The sequence below is a fragment of the Citrobacter sp. BIDMC107 genome, assembly GCF_001037575.1.
Lineage (GTDB): Bacteria > Pseudomonadota > Gammaproteobacteria > Enterobacterales > Enterobacteriaceae > Citrobacter > Citrobacter freundii.
Genome location: NZ_KQ089848.1, coordinates 1,322,066 through 1,338,196 on the forward strand (window position 1 = coordinate 1,322,066; position 16,131 = coordinate 1,338,196).

The 16,131-nt window shown below is 47.9% G+C and carries 14 protein-coding genes; 6 read left to right on the forward strand and 8 right to left on the reverse strand.

From position 1 onward, the window contains the following. Positions 1-30 precede the first annotated feature (30 nt). The 5 genes from SK39_RS06255 to SK39_RS25465 form a co-directional block, all read right to left on the reverse strand. Positions 31-1,482 (reverse strand): bifunctional 2-methylcitrate dehydratase/aconitate hydratase, encoded by a 1,452-nt coding sequence (locus SK39_RS06255; RefSeq protein WP_048217397.1) that lies wholly within the window; start codon positions 1,480-1,482, stop codon positions 31-33. Positions 1,483-1,645: 163 nt separating this feature from the next. After that, complete coding sequence (gene prpC / locus SK39_RS06260) at positions 1,646-2,815, reverse strand: bifunctional 2-methylcitrate synthase/citrate synthase (RefSeq protein ID WP_003838667.1); 1,170 nt, start codon at positions 2,813-2,815, stop codon at positions 1,646-1,648. Positions 2,816-2,895: 80 nt separating this feature from the next. Then, positions 2,896-3,777, reverse strand: coding sequence for a methylisocitrate lyase (prpB, locus tag SK39_RS06265; RefSeq protein ID WP_048216782.1), 882 nt, complete (start codon positions 3,775-3,777; stop codon positions 2,896-2,898). A 289-nt stretch (positions 3,778-4,066) separates the two neighbouring features. Then, positions 4,067-4,261: a hypothetical protein gene (locus tag SK39_RS27065; protein ID WP_129622448.1), complete on the reverse strand. Its 195-nt coding sequence runs from the start codon at positions 4,259-4,261 to the stop codon at positions 4,067-4,069. 51 nt (positions 4,262-4,312) lie between these two features. Further along, entirely contained in the window at positions 4,313-4,678 is a 366-nt protein-coding gene (locus SK39_RS25465; protein ID WP_071701336.1) for a hypothetical protein, read from the reverse strand. A 512-nt stretch (positions 4,679-5,190) separates the two neighbouring features. Here SK39_RS25465 and SK39_RS06270 point away from each other — a divergent pair. From SK39_RS06270 to prpR, 3 genes are all read left to right on the forward strand, one after another. After that, positions 5,191-6,261, forward strand: a complete 1,071-nt coding sequence (locus SK39_RS06270; protein WP_342289800.1) for an HlyD family secretion protein — start codon at positions 5,191-5,193, stop codon at positions 6,259-6,261. Further along, positions 6,261-8,450, forward strand: a complete 2,190-nt coding sequence (locus SK39_RS06275) for a peptidase domain-containing ABC transporter (RefSeq protein ID WP_048216783.1) — start codon at positions 6,261-6,263, stop codon at positions 8,448-8,450. Before SK39_RS06270 ends, SK39_RS06275 begins: the two co-directional genes overlap by 1 nt. A gap of 143 nt (positions 8,451-8,593) precedes the next feature. After that, on the forward strand, positions 8,594-10,204 hold the full coding sequence (gene prpR, locus SK39_RS06280; RefSeq protein WP_048216784.1) for a propionate catabolism operon regulatory protein PrpR: 1,611 nt from the start codon (positions 8,594-8,596) through the stop codon (positions 10,202-10,204). A gap of 32 nt (positions 10,205-10,236) precedes the next feature. Here the strand turns inward: prpR and yahO are convergent, their stop codons facing one another. Beyond that, positions 10,237-10,512, reverse strand: coding sequence for a DUF1471 family periplasmic protein YahO (gene yahO / locus SK39_RS06285; protein WP_003021310.1), 276 nt, complete (start codon positions 10,510-10,512; stop codon positions 10,237-10,239). Between the two features lie 272 nt (positions 10,513-10,784). Between yahO and SK39_RS06290 the strand changes: the two genes are divergently transcribed. The 3 genes from SK39_RS06290 to SK39_RS06300 all read left to right on the forward strand — a co-directional run bounded on the left by SK39_RS06290 (position 10,785) and on the right by SK39_RS06300 (position 14,202). Beyond that, a complete protein-coding gene (locus SK39_RS06290) occupies positions 10,785-11,417 on the forward strand; it encodes a LysE family transporter (protein ID WP_048216785.1) in 633 nt (210 codons plus the stop codon). A 79-nt stretch (positions 11,418-11,496) separates the two neighbouring features. Then, positions 11,497-12,885, forward strand: a complete 1,389-nt coding sequence (locus tag SK39_RS06295; RefSeq protein WP_032937014.1) for a diguanylate cyclase — start codon at positions 11,497-11,499, stop codon at positions 12,883-12,885. 219 nt (positions 12,886-13,104) lie between these two features. Then, the gene (locus SK39_RS06300) at positions 13,105-14,202 is read left to right on the forward strand and encodes a 4Fe-4S binding protein (protein ID WP_032937015.1); all 1,098 of its coding nucleotides are present in this window, start codon (positions 13,105-13,107) and stop codon (positions 14,200-14,202) included. 73 nt (positions 14,203-14,275) lie between these two features. On the opposite strand, the gene SK39_RS06305 is transcribed toward SK39_RS06300, so the two are convergent. Together SK39_RS06305 and SK39_RS06310 are read right to left on the reverse strand one after the other, a co-directional pair. Beyond that, positions 14,276-15,169, reverse strand: a complete 894-nt coding sequence (locus SK39_RS06305) for a MurR/RpiR family transcriptional regulator (protein ID WP_048216786.1) — start codon at positions 15,167-15,169, stop codon at positions 14,276-14,278. A gap of 2 nt (positions 15,170-15,171) precedes the next feature. Further along, complete coding sequence (locus SK39_RS06310) at positions 15,172-16,119, reverse strand: ABC transporter substrate-binding protein (RefSeq protein WP_003021295.1); 948 nt, start codon at positions 16,117-16,119, stop codon at positions 15,172-15,174. Positions 16,120-16,131 lie beyond the last annotated feature (12 nt).

Here is a 16,131-nt window from a genome sequence, read left to right on the forward strand (position 1 = left end):
TGTTGAACTTACGCCTTGCTGCACGCTGGTTTAAATAATGAAGAGATCCATATACTCATTGACCGGCATCTGCTCCAGGCGAGTTCTGTCCAGGGAGACATCCAGGATGCGCTGCTGCTGACGGGTCGGGAACTGACGCGCCAGGTTGATTTTGAACTTCTCGACCAGCTTCGGCATGCCGTCAGTACGACGACGCGCATGGCCGATTGGGTATTCCACTACCACTTCTTCAAAGCGTGAGCCGTCGGTGAATTCCAGAGTGATGGCGTTGGCGATGGCGCGTTTTTCAGGGTCGTGGTAATCGGCGGTAAAGGCCGGATCTTCGAAGCAGTTGATCTTCTCGCGCAGTGCATCAATGCGTTTGTCCTGCGCCACGCCGTCTTCGTAATCTGCCGCCGTTAAGCGCCCGAACAGCAGCGGAATGGCCACCATATACTGGATACAGTGATCCCTGTCCGCCGGGTTATTCAGCGGGCCTTTTTTATCGATGATGCGGATACAGGCTTCGTGCGTACGAATGGTCACTTTTTCGATATCGGCAGCGGTCTTACCTGCGGCCTGTAACTGCTCGTACAGCGTCATGGCCGCTTCTACCGCGGTCTGAGAGTGGAACTCGGCCGGGAAGGAGATTTTAAACAGCACGTTTTCCATCACATAAGAGCCGTACGGGCGCTGGAAGCGGAAAGATTCGCCTTTGAAAGAGACGTCATAGAAGCCCCAGGTTTTCGCCGTCAGCGCAGACGGATACCCCATCTCACCGGTTTTAGCCATCAATGCCAGACGTACCGCGCGCGAGGTCGCATCGCCTGCGGCCCAGGATTTACGCGTGCCGGTATTTGGCGCATGGCGATAAGTACGCAGCGACTGGCCGTCGACCCACGCCAGCGACACGGCGTTAAGAATTTCATCCCGGTTCAGGCCAAGCATCTCAGCGACCACCGCCGTGGAGGCCACTTTTACCAGCAGGACGTGATCGAGACCAACACGGTTAAACGAGTTTTCCAGCGCGATACAGCCCTGAATCTCATGAGCTTTGATCATCCCGGTCAGCACCGTTTTCATGGTCAACGGCGCTTTCCCCACCGCCACCGCATTACGCGACAGCCAGTCAGCCGTGGCCAAAATACCGCCGAGGTTATCAGAAGGATGACCCCACTCAGCGGCAAGCCAGGTATCGTTGAAGTCCAGCCAGCGGATCATCGCACCGATGTTAAACGCCGCCTGCACCGGCTCGAGCTGGAACTGGGTGCCAGGTACGCGCACGCCGTTCGGTACCACTGTACCTGGGACGACCGGCCCCAGCAGTTTTTTACAGGCCGGATATTCCAGTGCTTCCAGGCCGCAGCCTAAGGTATCAAGCAGGCAATAATGCGCAGTGTCATACGCCACCTTCGAGGTGATCTCGTAGTTCATGACGTAATCAACGATATCAACGATTTCACGGTCAAATTCGGGGCGGACGTTCGAAATATGTGCGGACATAGGGTACATTTCCTGTTTTTTATCTTTATACCCGTCATACTTCATGCTGCATGCGCGTTGGCTACGCTCGCTCCCCCCAGTCACATAGTTCGCTATGCTCCTGGGGATTCACTCACTTGCCGCCTTCATGCAACTCGAATTATTTAGGGTATGAGGTTTTGAATTAGCAACGTTTTTCAATCGGGACAAATTCGCGATCTTCCGGGCCGGTATAGTTGGCGGAAGGACGGATAATTTTATTGTCCTGGCGCTGTTCGATGATGTGCGCCGCCCAGCCGGTGACGCGGGCGATAACAAACAGCGGGGTGAACATTTCGGTGGGAACGCCCATCATGTTGTAAGAGACCGCCGAGAACCAGTCGAGGTTGGGGAACATCTTTTTCGTTTCCCACATTACGTCTTCCAGACGGTCAGCGATGTTGTACATTTTCAGCGAACCACCTTCCTGAGAAAGCTGTTTCGCCACGCGCTTGATCACCTGATGGCGCGGGTCGGCGATGGTGTAAACCGGATGACCAAAGCCAATCACCACTTCTTTGTTTTCCACGCGTTTACGGATATCCGCTTCGGCTTCGTCCGGCGTTTCGTAGCGCTGTTGGATCTCCAGCGACACTTCATTCGCCCCGCCGTGTTTCGGTCCACGCAGTGCGCCAATCGCGCCGATAATCGCGGAATACATATCGGAGCCGGTCCCGGCAATCACGCGGCTGGTAAAGGTGGAGGCGTTAAATTCGTGCTCGGCGTACAGCACCAGCGAAATATGCATCGCTTTTTCCCAGCTTCGCGAAGGCTTTTCGCCATGCAGCAGGTGCAGGAAGTGACCGCCAATGGAATCATCGTCAGTTTCCGGCTGAATACGCTCGCCGTTATGGCTGTAGTGATACCAGTACAAAAGGATTGAACTGAGCGATGCCAGTAGCTTGTCGGCAATATCGCGCGCGCCAGAGACGGTATGACCTTCTTTTTCCGGCAGCGTACAGCCCAGCGCGGAGACGCCGGTGCGCATCACATCCATCGGATGCGAGGCAGCAGGCAGCGCTTCCAGCACGGTGCGTACGTTAGCGGGCAGTCCGCGCAGCGCTTTGAGTTTGCTTTTATAGGCGGTGAGTTCATCGCGGGTGGGTAATTTCCCGTGGATCAGCAGATGCGCGACTTCTTCAAATTCGCACTGCTGCGCCAGGTCGAGAATATCGTAGCCGCGATAGTGCAGGTCGTTACCGCTTTTGCCTACGGTACACAGCGCAGTATTTCCGGCGGCAACGCCTGACAGCGCAACCGATTTTTTAGGTTTAATGACATGGGTACTATTTTGCAGGATCGTTGTGTCGCTCATGTTGTCCTCGTCATTTTTATAATATGTAGGGTACAAATTTATTGCCGGATGGCGGCTGTGCCTTATCCGGCCTACGACGGTTACTTTTTGCTATACAACGCGTCGAGTTTCTCTTCGAACTGGTAGTAATTGATGCTTTCGTACAGCTCGTTACGCGTCTGCATAATGTCGATCACGCTCTTTTGCGTTCCTTCCTGACGCAGCACGTTGTAAACCTTTTCCGCAGCGCGGTTCATAGCGCGGAAAGCCGACAGCGGATACAGCGCCATCGCGACGTTTGCGCTGCGCAGTTCATCGGTGGTGAACAGCGGCGTAGCGCCAAATTCGGTAATGTTGGCGAGGATCGGCACCTGCACCGCGTCGGCAAACTGGCGGTACATCGCAAGCTCGGTGATGGCTTCCGGAAACAGCATGTCCGCGCCTGCTTCGACGTACGCCTGGGCACGATCGATGGCTGCCTCTAACCCTTCCACCGCCAGCGCATCGGTCCGCGCCATGATGACAAAGTTGGGATCGGTACGTGCATCCACCGCGGCGCGGATCCTGTCGACCATCTCTTCTTTAGAGACGATCGCTTTGTTCGGGCGATGGCCGCAGCGCTTAGCGCCGATCTGATCTTCAATATGCAGCGCTGCAGCACCCGCTTTGGAAATCGACTTCACGGTACGCGCCACGTTGAACGCTGACGATCCAAACCCGATATCCGCATCCACCAGCAATGGCAGCGGGCAAACATCCGTAATGCGACGAATATCAGTCAGCACATCATCAAGGGTTGAAATACCGAGATCCGGCAGCCCCAGAGACCCTGCCGCGACGCCGCCGCCGGAGAGATAAATCGCCTGATACCCGGCACGTTGGGCCAGCAGAGCGTGATTGGCGTTGATGGTGCCCACGATTTGTAATGGATTTTCTTTGCTGAGCGTGGCGCGAAACGCCAGCCCTGGGGAGTGTAGAGACATATCCCGTCCTCTTGTTATCAACTTGTTAGCATTCGTTGATTTACTTAAAGCAAGGGGTATGCCAAAAAATTTTTATGAGCAATTTTTTTCAATAAAACCATTAACAACAATGCATTATAAATAACAATGTAATAAAAACTTCAAATAACACATTATGTTAATGTTTCAACGGAACGGTATTAAACGTTTCGTTGAAACATTTTTGAAACAGAGTTAAATTTGAATTACTTGATTTTAACCACACAAGGCATCTCACAGCTTTCCAAAAGTGTGGTTCATACTTTTGAAATCAAAATTTATTTAAAATCCTCAATAATACTTGAACAAAAAATAACATTGTTGAGATCACCAAAATAAATTTTGAGAATACCTCTGGAGCTGGATACCAGGTCTCTGTAAATGCCACTCCAGCTCCACTCAGTACAGAAGAAGCGACTAACACAGCAACAAAGACCCCAGCTAATCTTATTATTTTTTTCATCATATTTATCAACCATTATCAATAATGGAGGCATCCCTCCATTATTTTCAATTTTTATCTGCAAACTCCCCCCATCCCTCCAGAATTACAATTACTGTTAGTACCAGTTCCTCCACCATTACTATTATTGCCACCATTAGAAAAACAACCGCCCGCCAATCCCCCGCCCATGATACCTAAAGCCATTCCCGCAGGACCTCCCATCATGCCTGCAATAGCCCCGCCAATAATTCCATTATTACAGTTAGTCACATCCTGCCCTAAACTGCCGTAAAAACCAGAGCGATTACCACTGCTACTATTTTTGTTATTGTTTCTGGAAGAAGAGCTACCTGCGTTCCTGCCCGACTCATAATTTGAGTTCGCATTTCCACCTGATACGCAACTTATTTCCATTAATGATAATTCCCTTATACTCATACTTAATTACTCCTTTCAATAAAAACCAAAACCGATAATTACCTCACTAACACTTTTAACATAAAATTTAATACCAGCAAATAAGCAATTAAAGTTAAGTATGTTTTTGAGACATTCACCGCAAAATCAAAAACCCTTTAATAACAAACCTCAAATACATTTTTTGCACGAATACAAGTCAAAAAAGCATTCAAAGCAACAACACTTCCATTTAACAGGGCTTGACACAAACACGTTGTTAAATCTATTAATAATATGCACACCCAGTTATTCACAAAGTATATGAATGACCTAATATCAATATGTTTTATAAATTATAGATTTAAATGATGGAATTATTCAGAAAAGAAGTTCTCGATAATCACTATAGAGTAACAACCGGAGATATTCTCATACAGTCTTCACTGTGTATGACTATTAGCACTATTGCAACCATCCTACTAATAATTATGTTAGCTATATTTATTACCTTTGGAGAGTATACGAGAAAATCTCGTCTCACTGGAATAGTAATGCCTTCATCAGGTTTGATAAAAATAACTCCAAAATTTAATGGTCATGTAACAAAGTTAACAGTCAAAGAGGGTGATCATGTTGAAAAGGGACAATTACTTTATCAAATCAGTGGCGAACATTATGATCGTCAGGGGACTGGAACATTCGCAATAATAAATCAATCATTGCAAGCTCAATATGCAATGCTTACCACACAGCAAAATCTTGAAAAACTTGACAACGATCAACAACAGCAAGCAGCAAAACAGCGAATCCCATTAATTTTATTACAAATAAAAAGTGCAGAACAAAGGTTGTCACTAGCAAAAAACCAAGTAGAGCTTTCATCCGCGACCGTAAAACGTTATCAGAAACTTATTAAACAAAAATATGTATCTGACATTGACTATCAACAGAAACAGATAGAAGAAACAGCAGCAAAAGAAAATGTGGAAAACCAACGCCAATTACTTCTACAACTTCACACTTTACTAGACACTACCAAAGATAATCTTTCACATCTTACTCTTCAAGGGCAAAGTAGGAATACAGAATTAGAAAGACAGTTACAAGAGATACGAAAACAACAAGTCGAAATTTCCAGCCAAGAAAATTTTGCATTGACAGCACCTGTCTCAGGTACAGTGGCGGCCATTCTTGTAAAACAAGGACAATCAGTCAAAGCATATGAACCTGCATTAACATTAATACCTGAGAATACAAAACTTCAAATCGAGCTTTATGCAACCAGCCAGAATGCAGGCTTTATACGTGCGAATCAGAAAGTATCATTAAGATTTCAGGCTTTCCCATATCAGAAATTTGGTGTTCAATACGGTGTTATTCGTGAAATAAGTCGAACAACGTTATCACCATCAGATTTGCTCTCAATTACACCTCTAACCTGGACTGTTAACGAAGGGCACTATCGTGTAATTGTTGAACCTAAATTATCCTATATTTTGGCCTATGGGAAAAAAGAAACACTCCGACCAGGAATGCTACTTGAAGGGGATGTCAGCCTGGACACCAGATATTTATGGGAATGGCTAACAGAACCAATCTGGTCTCTCAAAGGAAAAATATGATGATAAAAACAAAATTGATCGATAGAAAATCCCCCCCCATGATTAGACAAACAGAATCTGCGGAATGTGGTTTGGCTTGCCTGGCGATGATATCCAGTTGGCATGGGCTATTAATTGATCTACCCACACTTCGTAACCGTTTTAATATAAGCACGCAAGGGATGACTCTACAGCGTTTAATTGATTGTGCATCAGATATCAATTTTTCATCTCGACCAGTTAGATTGGAGCCAAACGATCTTAAATCACTCAATCTTCCCTGCATACTTCACTGGAATATGAATCATTTTGTTGTACTATGTAAGGTTCATAATAATAAATTGACAATCCATGACCCCGACAAAGGAAAGTTATCTATTTCTGTCTCAGAAGCGGGGAAACATTTTACAGGAATAGCACTCGAACTAACTCCAAATAGTAATTTTACACCTCGTAATGAAAAAACAAAAATACGATTAAGGCAGTTAACAGGAAAAACTCAAGGGTTATTTTCTTCTATGCTTCGCATAATAATTTTTGCTCTGGCACTAGAAATAATCACTCTTGCTGGACCATTAATTAATCAAATTGTTATTGATGAAGTTTTAGTTGCTGCAGATGAAAATCTATTAACTGTTATTGTTATTTCTTTAGCTTTACTATCTATAACACAGTTGTTACTTTCCCTTGCCAGACAATTAACCAGTATAAACATGTCTGTAAATTTTAATATGCAATGGACTGCTAACGTTTTTCATCATCTATTGAGGCTTCCTCTCACATGGTTCAATGCCAGAAGCCAAGGAAGTATTGAAGCTCGTTTCAATGCCATAAATAACATTCAGCAAGCCCTAACCTTACAAGTACTTGGCGGTATTCTCGACTTTCTTTTGCTTATAACATCGTTAAGTATGATGTTGCTATACAGCCCAACAATGACCCTAATTGCATTATTATCAGCTTTGGTTTACGGGATATTGAGAATTCTTTGGCATCCAGCTATACGGCAGGCAACAGAGGATGCCTGGGATGCTGAAGCTCGGGAGTCAAGTTATTTCCTGGAAACTTTAAATGGGATTTTAAGCCTCAGAGTAAATGGCGTTACAGCACACAGAGAAGCTGCCTGGCTGAATCTCAACGTATCGAGAAGAAATACACAGTTGCAACAAAGCCGACTCATCATGGGATTTGATATTGCCAATACTCTCACAAAAAGTATTGCTTCCGTGATTATTCTATGGAAAGGCGCAGGAGAAGTTTTAGATGGCAATTTCACCGTAGGTATGCTTGTAGCCTATCTCTCTTTTCATACCCGATTTTCATCCAGTATTAGTAGCCTAACTGACTCTATTTTTTCCTGGTGCTTACTTGACATTTACAATGAGCGTCTTGCAGATATTGTCATGACTCAAAGAGAGGATAATGCAGCTCAAACTAGTATTGAGTTAAAACACGAACAGTCTCCAATTTTTAACGCAAGTATCGCCCAGACTCCAAAAATAAAAGCAGAGTACCCAGTGGTAGTCGAAAATATCTCGTTTCACCACAAAGGAGAAAAATCATTATTATTCAATAAATTATCCTTAACCCTTCACCAAAATGAAATTTTAGCCATCACAGGAAAATCCGGATGTGGGAAGTCAACTTTATTAAATATTATCTTAGGAATTGACCATCCAACTGAAGGCTCAATACTAACTTTAGGTATAAAAAACAACCATCCGGCTTATTTACACATACGTAAAAATATTGGAGCCGTTCTTCAAAATGATATTTTGTTTCGAGGTTCAATAGCTGACAACATAATCTTCTTTCATGAAGAAAAAAACCACGAAAGAATGATTCACTGTGCGCAACTGGCCTTAATCAATGACGACATAGTAGCAATGCCCATGGGATATCAGACATTAATTGGTGAAAATGGGGGTGGACTATCAGGGGGACAAAAACAACGAATACTCCTTGCCAGAGCATTATATAAAAAACCGTTTTTTTTATTACTAGATGAAGCAACAAGCCACCTGGATGTAGAAAGTGAAATAATTATCAGTCAAACACTACGCCAAATCGGGCTTCCAATATTATTGATAGCTCACAGGCCTGAAACACTTGCATCAGCAGATCGAGTCTTACTTATGGAGCAAGGAACACTTACAGCAGTCAATTACGGGCCTTCTGTAGCAGGAAATTTATCAAAACAAAATTTATAGCAAGAGATTGGATACGTACTGAATAAATTGAAGCTTAAAGCGTGTCAGCTATCGTTTCATGAAACTGACCTGAATGTTTCATTGCAACATTTATGAAACACAACTAAACCCTAATACTCGGTTCCTTACTTTTTGGGTTAGTTATGGCTGATACGCATCTTCCACCGCGGGTGAACGACGACAAACCGGTTATCTGGACGGTTTCTGTCACGCGCCTGTTCGAACTGTTTCGCGACATCAGCCTGGAGTTCGACCACCTGGCGACCATCACCCCCATTCAGCTTGGTTTCGAAAAAGCGGTGGCGTATATCCGCAAAAAACTGGCTACCGAGCGTTGTGATGCCATTATTGCGGCTGGCTCCAACGGGGCGTATCTGAAAAGCCGTTTATCGATCCCGGTGATCCTGATTAAACCCAGCGGATTTGACGTGCTACAGGCGCTGGCAAAAGCAGGGAAGCTCACCTCGTCGATTGGCGTCATTACCTATCAGGAAACCATTCCTGCGCTTCTCGCCTTTCAAAAAACCTTTAATTTGCAGCTTGAACAGCGCAGCTATATCACCGAGGAAGATGCCCGCGGGCAAATCAACGAGCTGAAGGCTGGCGGCACGCAGGCGGTAGTTGGTGCGGGATTGATTACCGATCTGGCAGAAGAAGCAGGTATGACCGGCATCTTTATCTATTCGGCGGCCACCGTGCGCCAGGCCTTTGTCGATGCGCTTGATATGACCCGCCTGACGCTGCGTAGAAACGGTCAGTACGCTTCTGGCGATACGTTACGCACCCGCTACGCGCTCGGTGATATGCGCGGTCATTCTGCGCAGATGGAACAGGTGCGACACACCATTATGCTCTACGCCCGCTCGCGTGCGCCGGTGCTAATTCAGGGTGAAACCGGTACGGGCAAAGAGCTGGCGGCACAGGCCATTCACCGTGAGTTTTTCACTCGTCAGGAGAATCGGCGCGGTAAACCCTCACCGCCGTTTGTTGCCGTCAACTGCGGAGCAATCACCGAATCATTGCTGGAAGCGGAGCTGTTCGGCTATGAAGATGGCGCCTTTACCGGCTCTCGTCGGGGAGGACGCGCGGGCCTGTTTGAAATTGCTCATGGCGGAACCCTTTTTCTTGATGAGATAGGCGAGATGCCGCTGCCGTTACAAACCCGGCTGCTGCGCGTACTGGAAGAAAAAGAGGTCACCCGAGTCGGTGGGCATCAGCCTATTCCGGTCGATGTCCGGGTGATTAGCGCCACACACTGTAATCTGGAGCAGGAGATGAAACAGGGGGAGTTTCGTACCGATCTGTTTTATCGCCTGAGCATTTTACGCCTCAAGCTGCCGCCGCTACGCGAGCGCTTGCCCGATATCCTGCCGCTGGCAGAAGATTTTTTAAAACAGTCGCTGGCGGAACTGGATGTGCCGTTTTCTGAGCCAGTACGCAATGGGCTGGGTTTAAGTCAGCCGACGTTACTGAATTATGGCTGGCCGGGGAATATCCGCGAACTGCGTAATATGATGGAGCGCCTGGCGCTATTTTTAAGCGTCGAGCCGCAGCCGGAGCTGAATGTTGATTTTTTACAACAGCTATTACCGGAACTGGCCATTGTTGCAGACTCACCACAATCATCGTCATTGCTGACGCCGCAGCAGGTGTTGGCACAATTCAATGGTGATAAAACCGCGGCTGCACGCTATCTCGGAATTAGCAGAACCACGTTCTGGCGCAGATTAAAAGAAAACCCGCCGGTACAATGACCGGCGGGAATAGTGATTTTTACAGCAGCGTATTATTTTTTCTTGTAGATATTGGCTGTGCCATGGATTTTATTATCCGTTTGACCGGAAGTTAATACCACAACATCGGCACCTTTCTCTTCGGCTTTCTTCAGCAGTTCTTCTTTGGCATCTGCGACAGAAACTTCATTACTCGTTGAGATATCACCGATTTTTGTGTACTGCGACTCAACCTTTTCAAACTCAAGCTTTGTCATAAACTCCGCGGCATATGCGTTGGTCACGACAAAAGCTAACGCACCAATAAGTACTTTAATTCCAGTTTTCATAGACCAGCTCCAGGTTTTGTTATGACGCCATCATCGATCCCTGAACATGAGATAACGCGATTCAAGGATGATTAATAACTAGTCCAGCCTGGATAAAAAATCCACACTCAGCAGAAATATATAGAAATTTTGCAGCGCAGAAAAACCGGCCGTCGAGTATCAGCACATCAACCAGATCAAAGTTTCAATAGCCAGTGTGAGTTGATCCTCAGAACAGCCAGCTCGCTGAAATTATAGTGTTAACTTTATGAATATTTGAGGAATGGTTGTCTATGGAACCGCTACACGCCGTCATGCTCACCGTCAGCCTGTTTGTTTCAACCTTTTTTAACCCCGGCGCAAATCTGTTCGTAGTGGTACAAACTAGCCTGGCATCCGGACGACGCGCAGGTGTGATGACCGGTCTGGGGGTCGCCTTAGGTGATGCGTTTTACTCCGGCCTTGGGCTTTTTGGTATGGCAACGCTAATCACCCAGTGTGAAGAGATATTTTCATTGATTAAGATTGTCGGCGGCGTCTATCTGCTGTGGTTTGCCTGGAACAGCATCCGCCATCAGGCCACGCCGCAAATGCCCACGCTACAGCAGCCGATTTCCGCCCCCTGGTATGTATTTTTCCGCCGAGGATTACTAACGGATTTATCGAACCCGCAAACCGTACTGTTTTTTATTAGTATCTTCTCGGTCACCTTAAGCGCAGACACACCTACGTGGGCCAGACTGATGGCCTGGGCAGGTATTGTGTTGTCTTCCGTTATCTGGCGTATTTTTCTCAGCCAGGCATTTTCTTTGCCTGCAGTGCGACGGGCGTATGGTCGCATCCAATGCGTTGCCAGCCGAATCATTGGCGCAATAATAGGTGTCTTCGCGCTCAGGCTTATTTATGAGGGTATTAGCCATCGATAAAAGAGTTTAACTTGACCATCGTGAGGTAATTGTCCGTAATACTGCCTGAATTTTTAATCGCACGTTGAGTGGCAGCGAGATGGAACAGATTGAACCGGTAAACGACACATTACTCCTTACAGAATGGCAGGCGCTGATACGACAAACATCGCCTGACGTTCACACGCTCCTCACATCGTTAAGCGATGAAGAGATCCACCATTTAGTGACCGTTTTTTATGACTATATGCTCTCTCATGCCCAGAGTGCATTGTTCCTCAATACAGAACAGGTCAGTACCCGCCTCAGCGGCAGTATGTTTGACTGGTTACGCAGCGTGCTCGGCAGCGCGCACGAAGATCTCTCACAGCTGCTGGCCAAACAACGCAAAATTGGCGTAGTGCATGCCCGTATCGGTCTGCCCATCGATCTGGTGAACCGCGGCGCGCGTAAGCTCAAAGATGAGCTGTATCGGGTGTTGAAAACCAAAGCTGACGACTCGTCTTCCCTGCTGAGCAATGCTATCTGTTTCAGCAGTCTGGCAATGGATACTGCGCTGGAGGCCATGACCGTCTCCTATTCCCCAAGCTACCAAAACTCCCTGCATACACAAGAGCAGTATCGTCTGCAGACTATTTACGATGACGTTAACGTCGAGCGCGAGCGGCAAATCCGTTCGTTTACCGACTGGGAAAACCAGTTTATCTATAACATTGCTACCGGAATGCCTTTCGGTGAAATGGTGTTTCTGGCGAACTCTGATTTTGGTATGTGGTTCTCACATAAGGGAAAACATATTCTTGGCAACAGCAATTTGCTCAAAGAAATGGAATCACTGATTGCAGAGATCGACACCCGTCTGACGACAACCCTGTCACCTCAGCATCAGCCCACAGAACCCGAGCGGATGAGCTTATTACAGGATGTTCGCCAGCTGTCGGCAAAAATCCATTTCCTGCTCGCTTCAATGTTTGAGGCGCTGGTTAAGCAGGAAAATGGTAAAGATTCGCTGACCCAGTTGCTTAATCGCCGCTTTATTCCGACCATCATGCGACGTGAAATCTCGCTGGCGTTACATGCGCGTAAGCCTTTTAGCCTGGCGATGCTGGATATCGACTACTTCAAGCAAATTAACGATAACTTCGGGCATAATATCGGCGATCTGACGCTCAAAAATGTCGCAGCGGTCATTTATGATCATATCCGTAGCAGCGATTATGTGTTCCGCTACGGTGGTGAAGAATTTATGATTCTGCTCGTCGAGTCAGATGAATCGCAGGCCAGTATTATTCTGGAAACGCTGCGCATGAAAATTGCTGGGATGCGCATGGCAGCCTCTGCGACAGAAACGTTTTCTATTACCGTCAGTATCGGTATTGCCGAATATGATTATCATCCCGACTACAAACAGCTGGTTGATAAAGCCGATCGCGCACTTTATCTGGCAAAAAGTAATGGTCGCGACCGCGTTGAGGTTTATCAGGAATAACCATTGCCCTGCAGAGAAATAAATACCCCGTTCAGGGTATTTATCTGGCTTGCGATAAATATCGAGCTGTTATTTTTATTCAGGCATATTTGCATGATGAAAATAACAGCCACGTAATAAGATGCAAATCAAATACACCAAATCTAAATAGCGCTAGCATATCCCGGTGATAACGCCTTCTGAATGCAGAAGGGGAAATATGAGGGATAGTATAAAATCATGAATGGGAAGAAGAGAACGCGCTGGCAGCGCCGTCCTGGCACGATCGGAGGCAAACTGCCGTGGAATGACTGGCGAAATGCCAGCAGTTGGCGAAAAGCCACCCAGTTTCTCCTGCTGGCTATTAATATTTATATTGGCGTAACGTTCTATTACTGGGTCCGCTATTTCGAAACCGCCGGCACCAGCGTCTATATTCCAAGGCCTGGTGGTATTGAGGGATGGCTACCGATCGCGGGCTTGATGAATATCCGCTATACGCTGGAGACTGGTTTTCTTCCTCCTATCCATGCCGCCTCCATGCTGCTGTTAGTTGCGTTTATCCTGATTAGTCTGTTGTTAAAAAAAGCCTTCTGTTCGTGGTTATGTCCAGTGGGCACACTGTCCGAACTGCTCGGCAATCTGGGGAAAAAAGTCTTTGGTCGCAACTTCACGCTGCCCCGCTGGCTGGATATCCCGCTGCTCAGTCTGAAGTATCTGTTGCTGAGTTTCTTTTTGTATATCGCCCTGTCGATGCCTGCACAGGGGATTCAGTATTTTCTAATGTCGGCCTATGGCATGATTATCGACGTGAAGATGCTCGATTTCTTTCGCCATATTGGCTCCGCTACGCTCATCTTTCTTGTCGTTATCAGCGTCCTGAGCCTGTTTATTCGCAATGCCTGGTGCCGCTATCTGTGCCCTTATGGCGCGCTGCTCGGCCTGTTCTCGCTATTCTCGCCGTTTAAAATCCGCCGTAACGCAGACAGTTGCATCGACTGCGGAAAATGCGCGAAAAACTGCCCGTCGAATATCCCGGTCGACAGACTGATTCAGGTGCGTACCGTGGAATGCACTGGCTGCATGACCTGCGTTGAATCCTGCCCGGTAGCCTCAACGCTGAGCTTTTCACTGCAGACTCCGCCTGGAGCACAAGGCAACGGTGGTAAATCGTTATGGCGTCAGAGGACGATGTCAGGTGTTGCCATGGCGCTACTGGTGCTTGGTATTCTGTTTGCCGCCGTAGGTTATGCGGTGTACGCCAACGTCTGGCAGACGCCGGTGCCGGATCATATGTATTTCCAGTTGATCCCGAAGGCCAGAATGATCGGCCATTAATGGTTTGAACTGTCTGCATTTATGCCGGGTGGCGACAACACCCTACCCGGCCTACACAGCGGATATCACCGGTTTATTTCTTCGCCCCGGATTTACCAATGCCCCGATACAGTTCGTTAACCCGCTTCACGGATTTAATTGATCGCTGCGGCGCAGTGGAAGCGACAGACAGCACAATCATTTCCAGACACACCAGCACCGTACCGTGGAGCGGCATTTTCCCATTCTCGCCGCCGCGCGGCACGTTAATCACCACATCCGCTTCTTTACTAAAACGGGAGTCCAGCGCGTTCGTCAGTAAAATAACCGGGACACCCAACCGCCTGGCCTCGCGAATGGTCGTCAGCCCTTCCCGGTGCGGAGATTTCTGCGCCATCATGATCAGCACATCTCCACGCTGCAATGCGATCAGTTGCTCCGCGAGGTTAATCCCGGTGCGATTAAATGCTACCGCAGGCAGGCCAATACGGCTGAGCAGACGAACGGTATAATCCGCCAATACGCCGGATGCGCCAATACCAAAAATTCCCACCTGACGGGCTTCTACCAGTAATGCCACCGCCTGGGCAATTGCATAGCGGTTTTGCGGTGTAGAAAGCGCTTCACAGGTACGCTGATGCCCCTGCAAGACAAAATCAATACTGGAATTAACATCGCAAGAGAGCGTATTCACCGTGGTGGTCATCTTCTCTTCTGAGGTCACGCCAGGGCCAAACCAGTGTTCAATGGTCTGCTTTAAATCGCGCAACCCGGCAAACCCCAGCGCCTGAATTGCCCTGACCACCGTCGCGTCAGATGTTTGCGTGGCGGCAGCGATTTCTATCGCTGTAAACTCCAGCACCACTTCGCGGTTTTCGTTGATATAACGCGCCACGGCCTGCATACGTGGCGAGAGTAAATGCGCCCGGGCGCGAAAACGGTCACCATAGACATCAATACGGTTTTTGGCTTTTTTCGCCGTCAGCATGGTTATTTAGCCTCCGGTAGCCATCGTCCGGCGATGTGCGTTTGCACCTGCGCCACCATCAGACTGAGCGAGGCATAGGAATTAGATATCGCCTCTTCACGGGAGAGTAAAACGTAATGTCCGCGCTGGCAGGCGGTCAGGAACTCACACCAGCCAGGCATCACCGCATCCATCGCCGCGATTTCATCCTGCGGTTTACCGCCGGTATCGCCACGCCAGGTCGCGAAGACAAAATCGGCATCCAGTTCAGGCAGACGTTCCGCACTGACATCAATGCGCCCACCCGGCGGAATACTGTCGATAATCTTCGGGAAAGTGAAACCAGCATCACGTAAAACTCGCCCCAGGGAATGATAGGTGTGCAACGCATTGATTTTGCCCTGATTGGCCTGTATTACCGCCACAGAGATGTGCTGCGTATCGACCGTCCGCTTGAGCTGGGCTATTTCTTCACGGTAGCGCCGTTCCAGCAATGCCAGCCGGTTCTGCGTACCGGTAAGCTGCGCCAGCTTGCGGTAGATTTCCGGCGCACCGCCATCAAGATGATCGATGCTGACCGTCGGCGCTATTTTTTCCAGTTGCTCAATCGGCGTGTTACGGCTGGGTTCGGTGATAATTAAATCCGGTTTTGCCGCCACAATGGCTTCAATATCAATGTCTGCCGTACCGATATACGTCATGTTCGAATTATCAAAATCCACGCCGGTCAGCAGCACGCCGGAGCGTAAAAAATGGCTGCCATCCGGGCGCGTTCGGCCATGACTGGCCACCGGAGGCACGCCAAGTTCGATCAGCGGAATAGTGATGTCGAGATCGTGCAATGACACAATACGCTGCGGATGCAACGGCACGTTCACCACTCGCCCGAGATCGTCAGTAAATGACTGAACAGGCTCCGCCGCCTGGACGGTGCAGCCGACCAGCAGCAGCAATGAAAAGATTAAACGCATATACCCTCTTAA

Excerpts from the sequence above, each read along its gene's own strand:
- SK39_RS06255 (WP_048217397.1), bottom strand. The coding sequence starts at position 1,482 with ATGTCCGCACATATTTCGAACGTCCGCCCCGAATTTGACCGTGAAATC.
- prpC (WP_003838667.1), bottom strand. The coding sequence starts at position 2,815 with ATGAGCGACACAACGATCCTGCAAAATAGTACCCATGTCATTAAACCT.
- prpB (WP_048216782.1), bottom strand. The coding sequence starts at position 3,777 with ATGTCTCTACACTCCCCAGGGCTGGCGTTTCGCGCCACGCTCAGCAAA.
- SK39_RS27065 (WP_129622448.1), bottom strand. The coding sequence starts at position 4,261 with ATGATGAAAAAAATAATAAGATTAGCTGGGGTCTTTGTTGCTGTGTTA.
- SK39_RS25465 (WP_071701336.1), bottom strand. The coding sequence starts at position 4,678 with ATGAGTATAAGGGAATTATCATTAATGGAAATAAGTTGCGTATCAGGT.
- SK39_RS06270 (WP_342289800.1), top strand. The coding sequence starts at position 5,191 with ATGCCTTCATCAGGTTTGATAAAAATAACTCCAAAATTTAATGGTCAT.
- SK39_RS06275 (WP_048216783.1), top strand. The coding sequence starts at position 6,261 with ATGATAAAAACAAAATTGATCGATAGAAAATCCCCCCCCATGATTAGA.
- prpR (WP_048216784.1), top strand. The coding sequence starts at position 8,594 with ATGGCTGATACGCATCTTCCACCGCGGGTGAACGACGACAAACCGGTT.
- yahO (WP_003021310.1), bottom strand. The coding sequence starts at position 10,512 with ATGAAAACTGGAATTAAAGTACTTATTGGTGCGTTAGCTTTTGTCGTG.
- SK39_RS06290 (WP_048216785.1), top strand. The coding sequence starts at position 10,785 with ATGGAACCGCTACACGCCGTCATGCTCACCGTCAGCCTGTTTGTTTCA.
- SK39_RS06295 (WP_032937014.1), top strand. The coding sequence starts at position 11,497 with ATGGAACAGATTGAACCGGTAAACGACACATTACTCCTTACAGAATGG.
- SK39_RS06300 (WP_032937015.1), top strand. The coding sequence starts at position 13,105 with ATGAATGGGAAGAAGAGAACGCGCTGGCAGCGCCGTCCTGGCACGATC.
- SK39_RS06305 (WP_048216786.1), bottom strand. The coding sequence starts at position 15,169 with ATGCTGACGGCGAAAAAAGCCAAAAACCGTATTGATGTCTATGGTGAC.
- SK39_RS06310 (WP_003021295.1), bottom strand. The coding sequence starts at position 16,119 with ATGCGTTTAATCTTTTCATTGCTGCTGCTGGTCGGCTGCACCGTCCAG.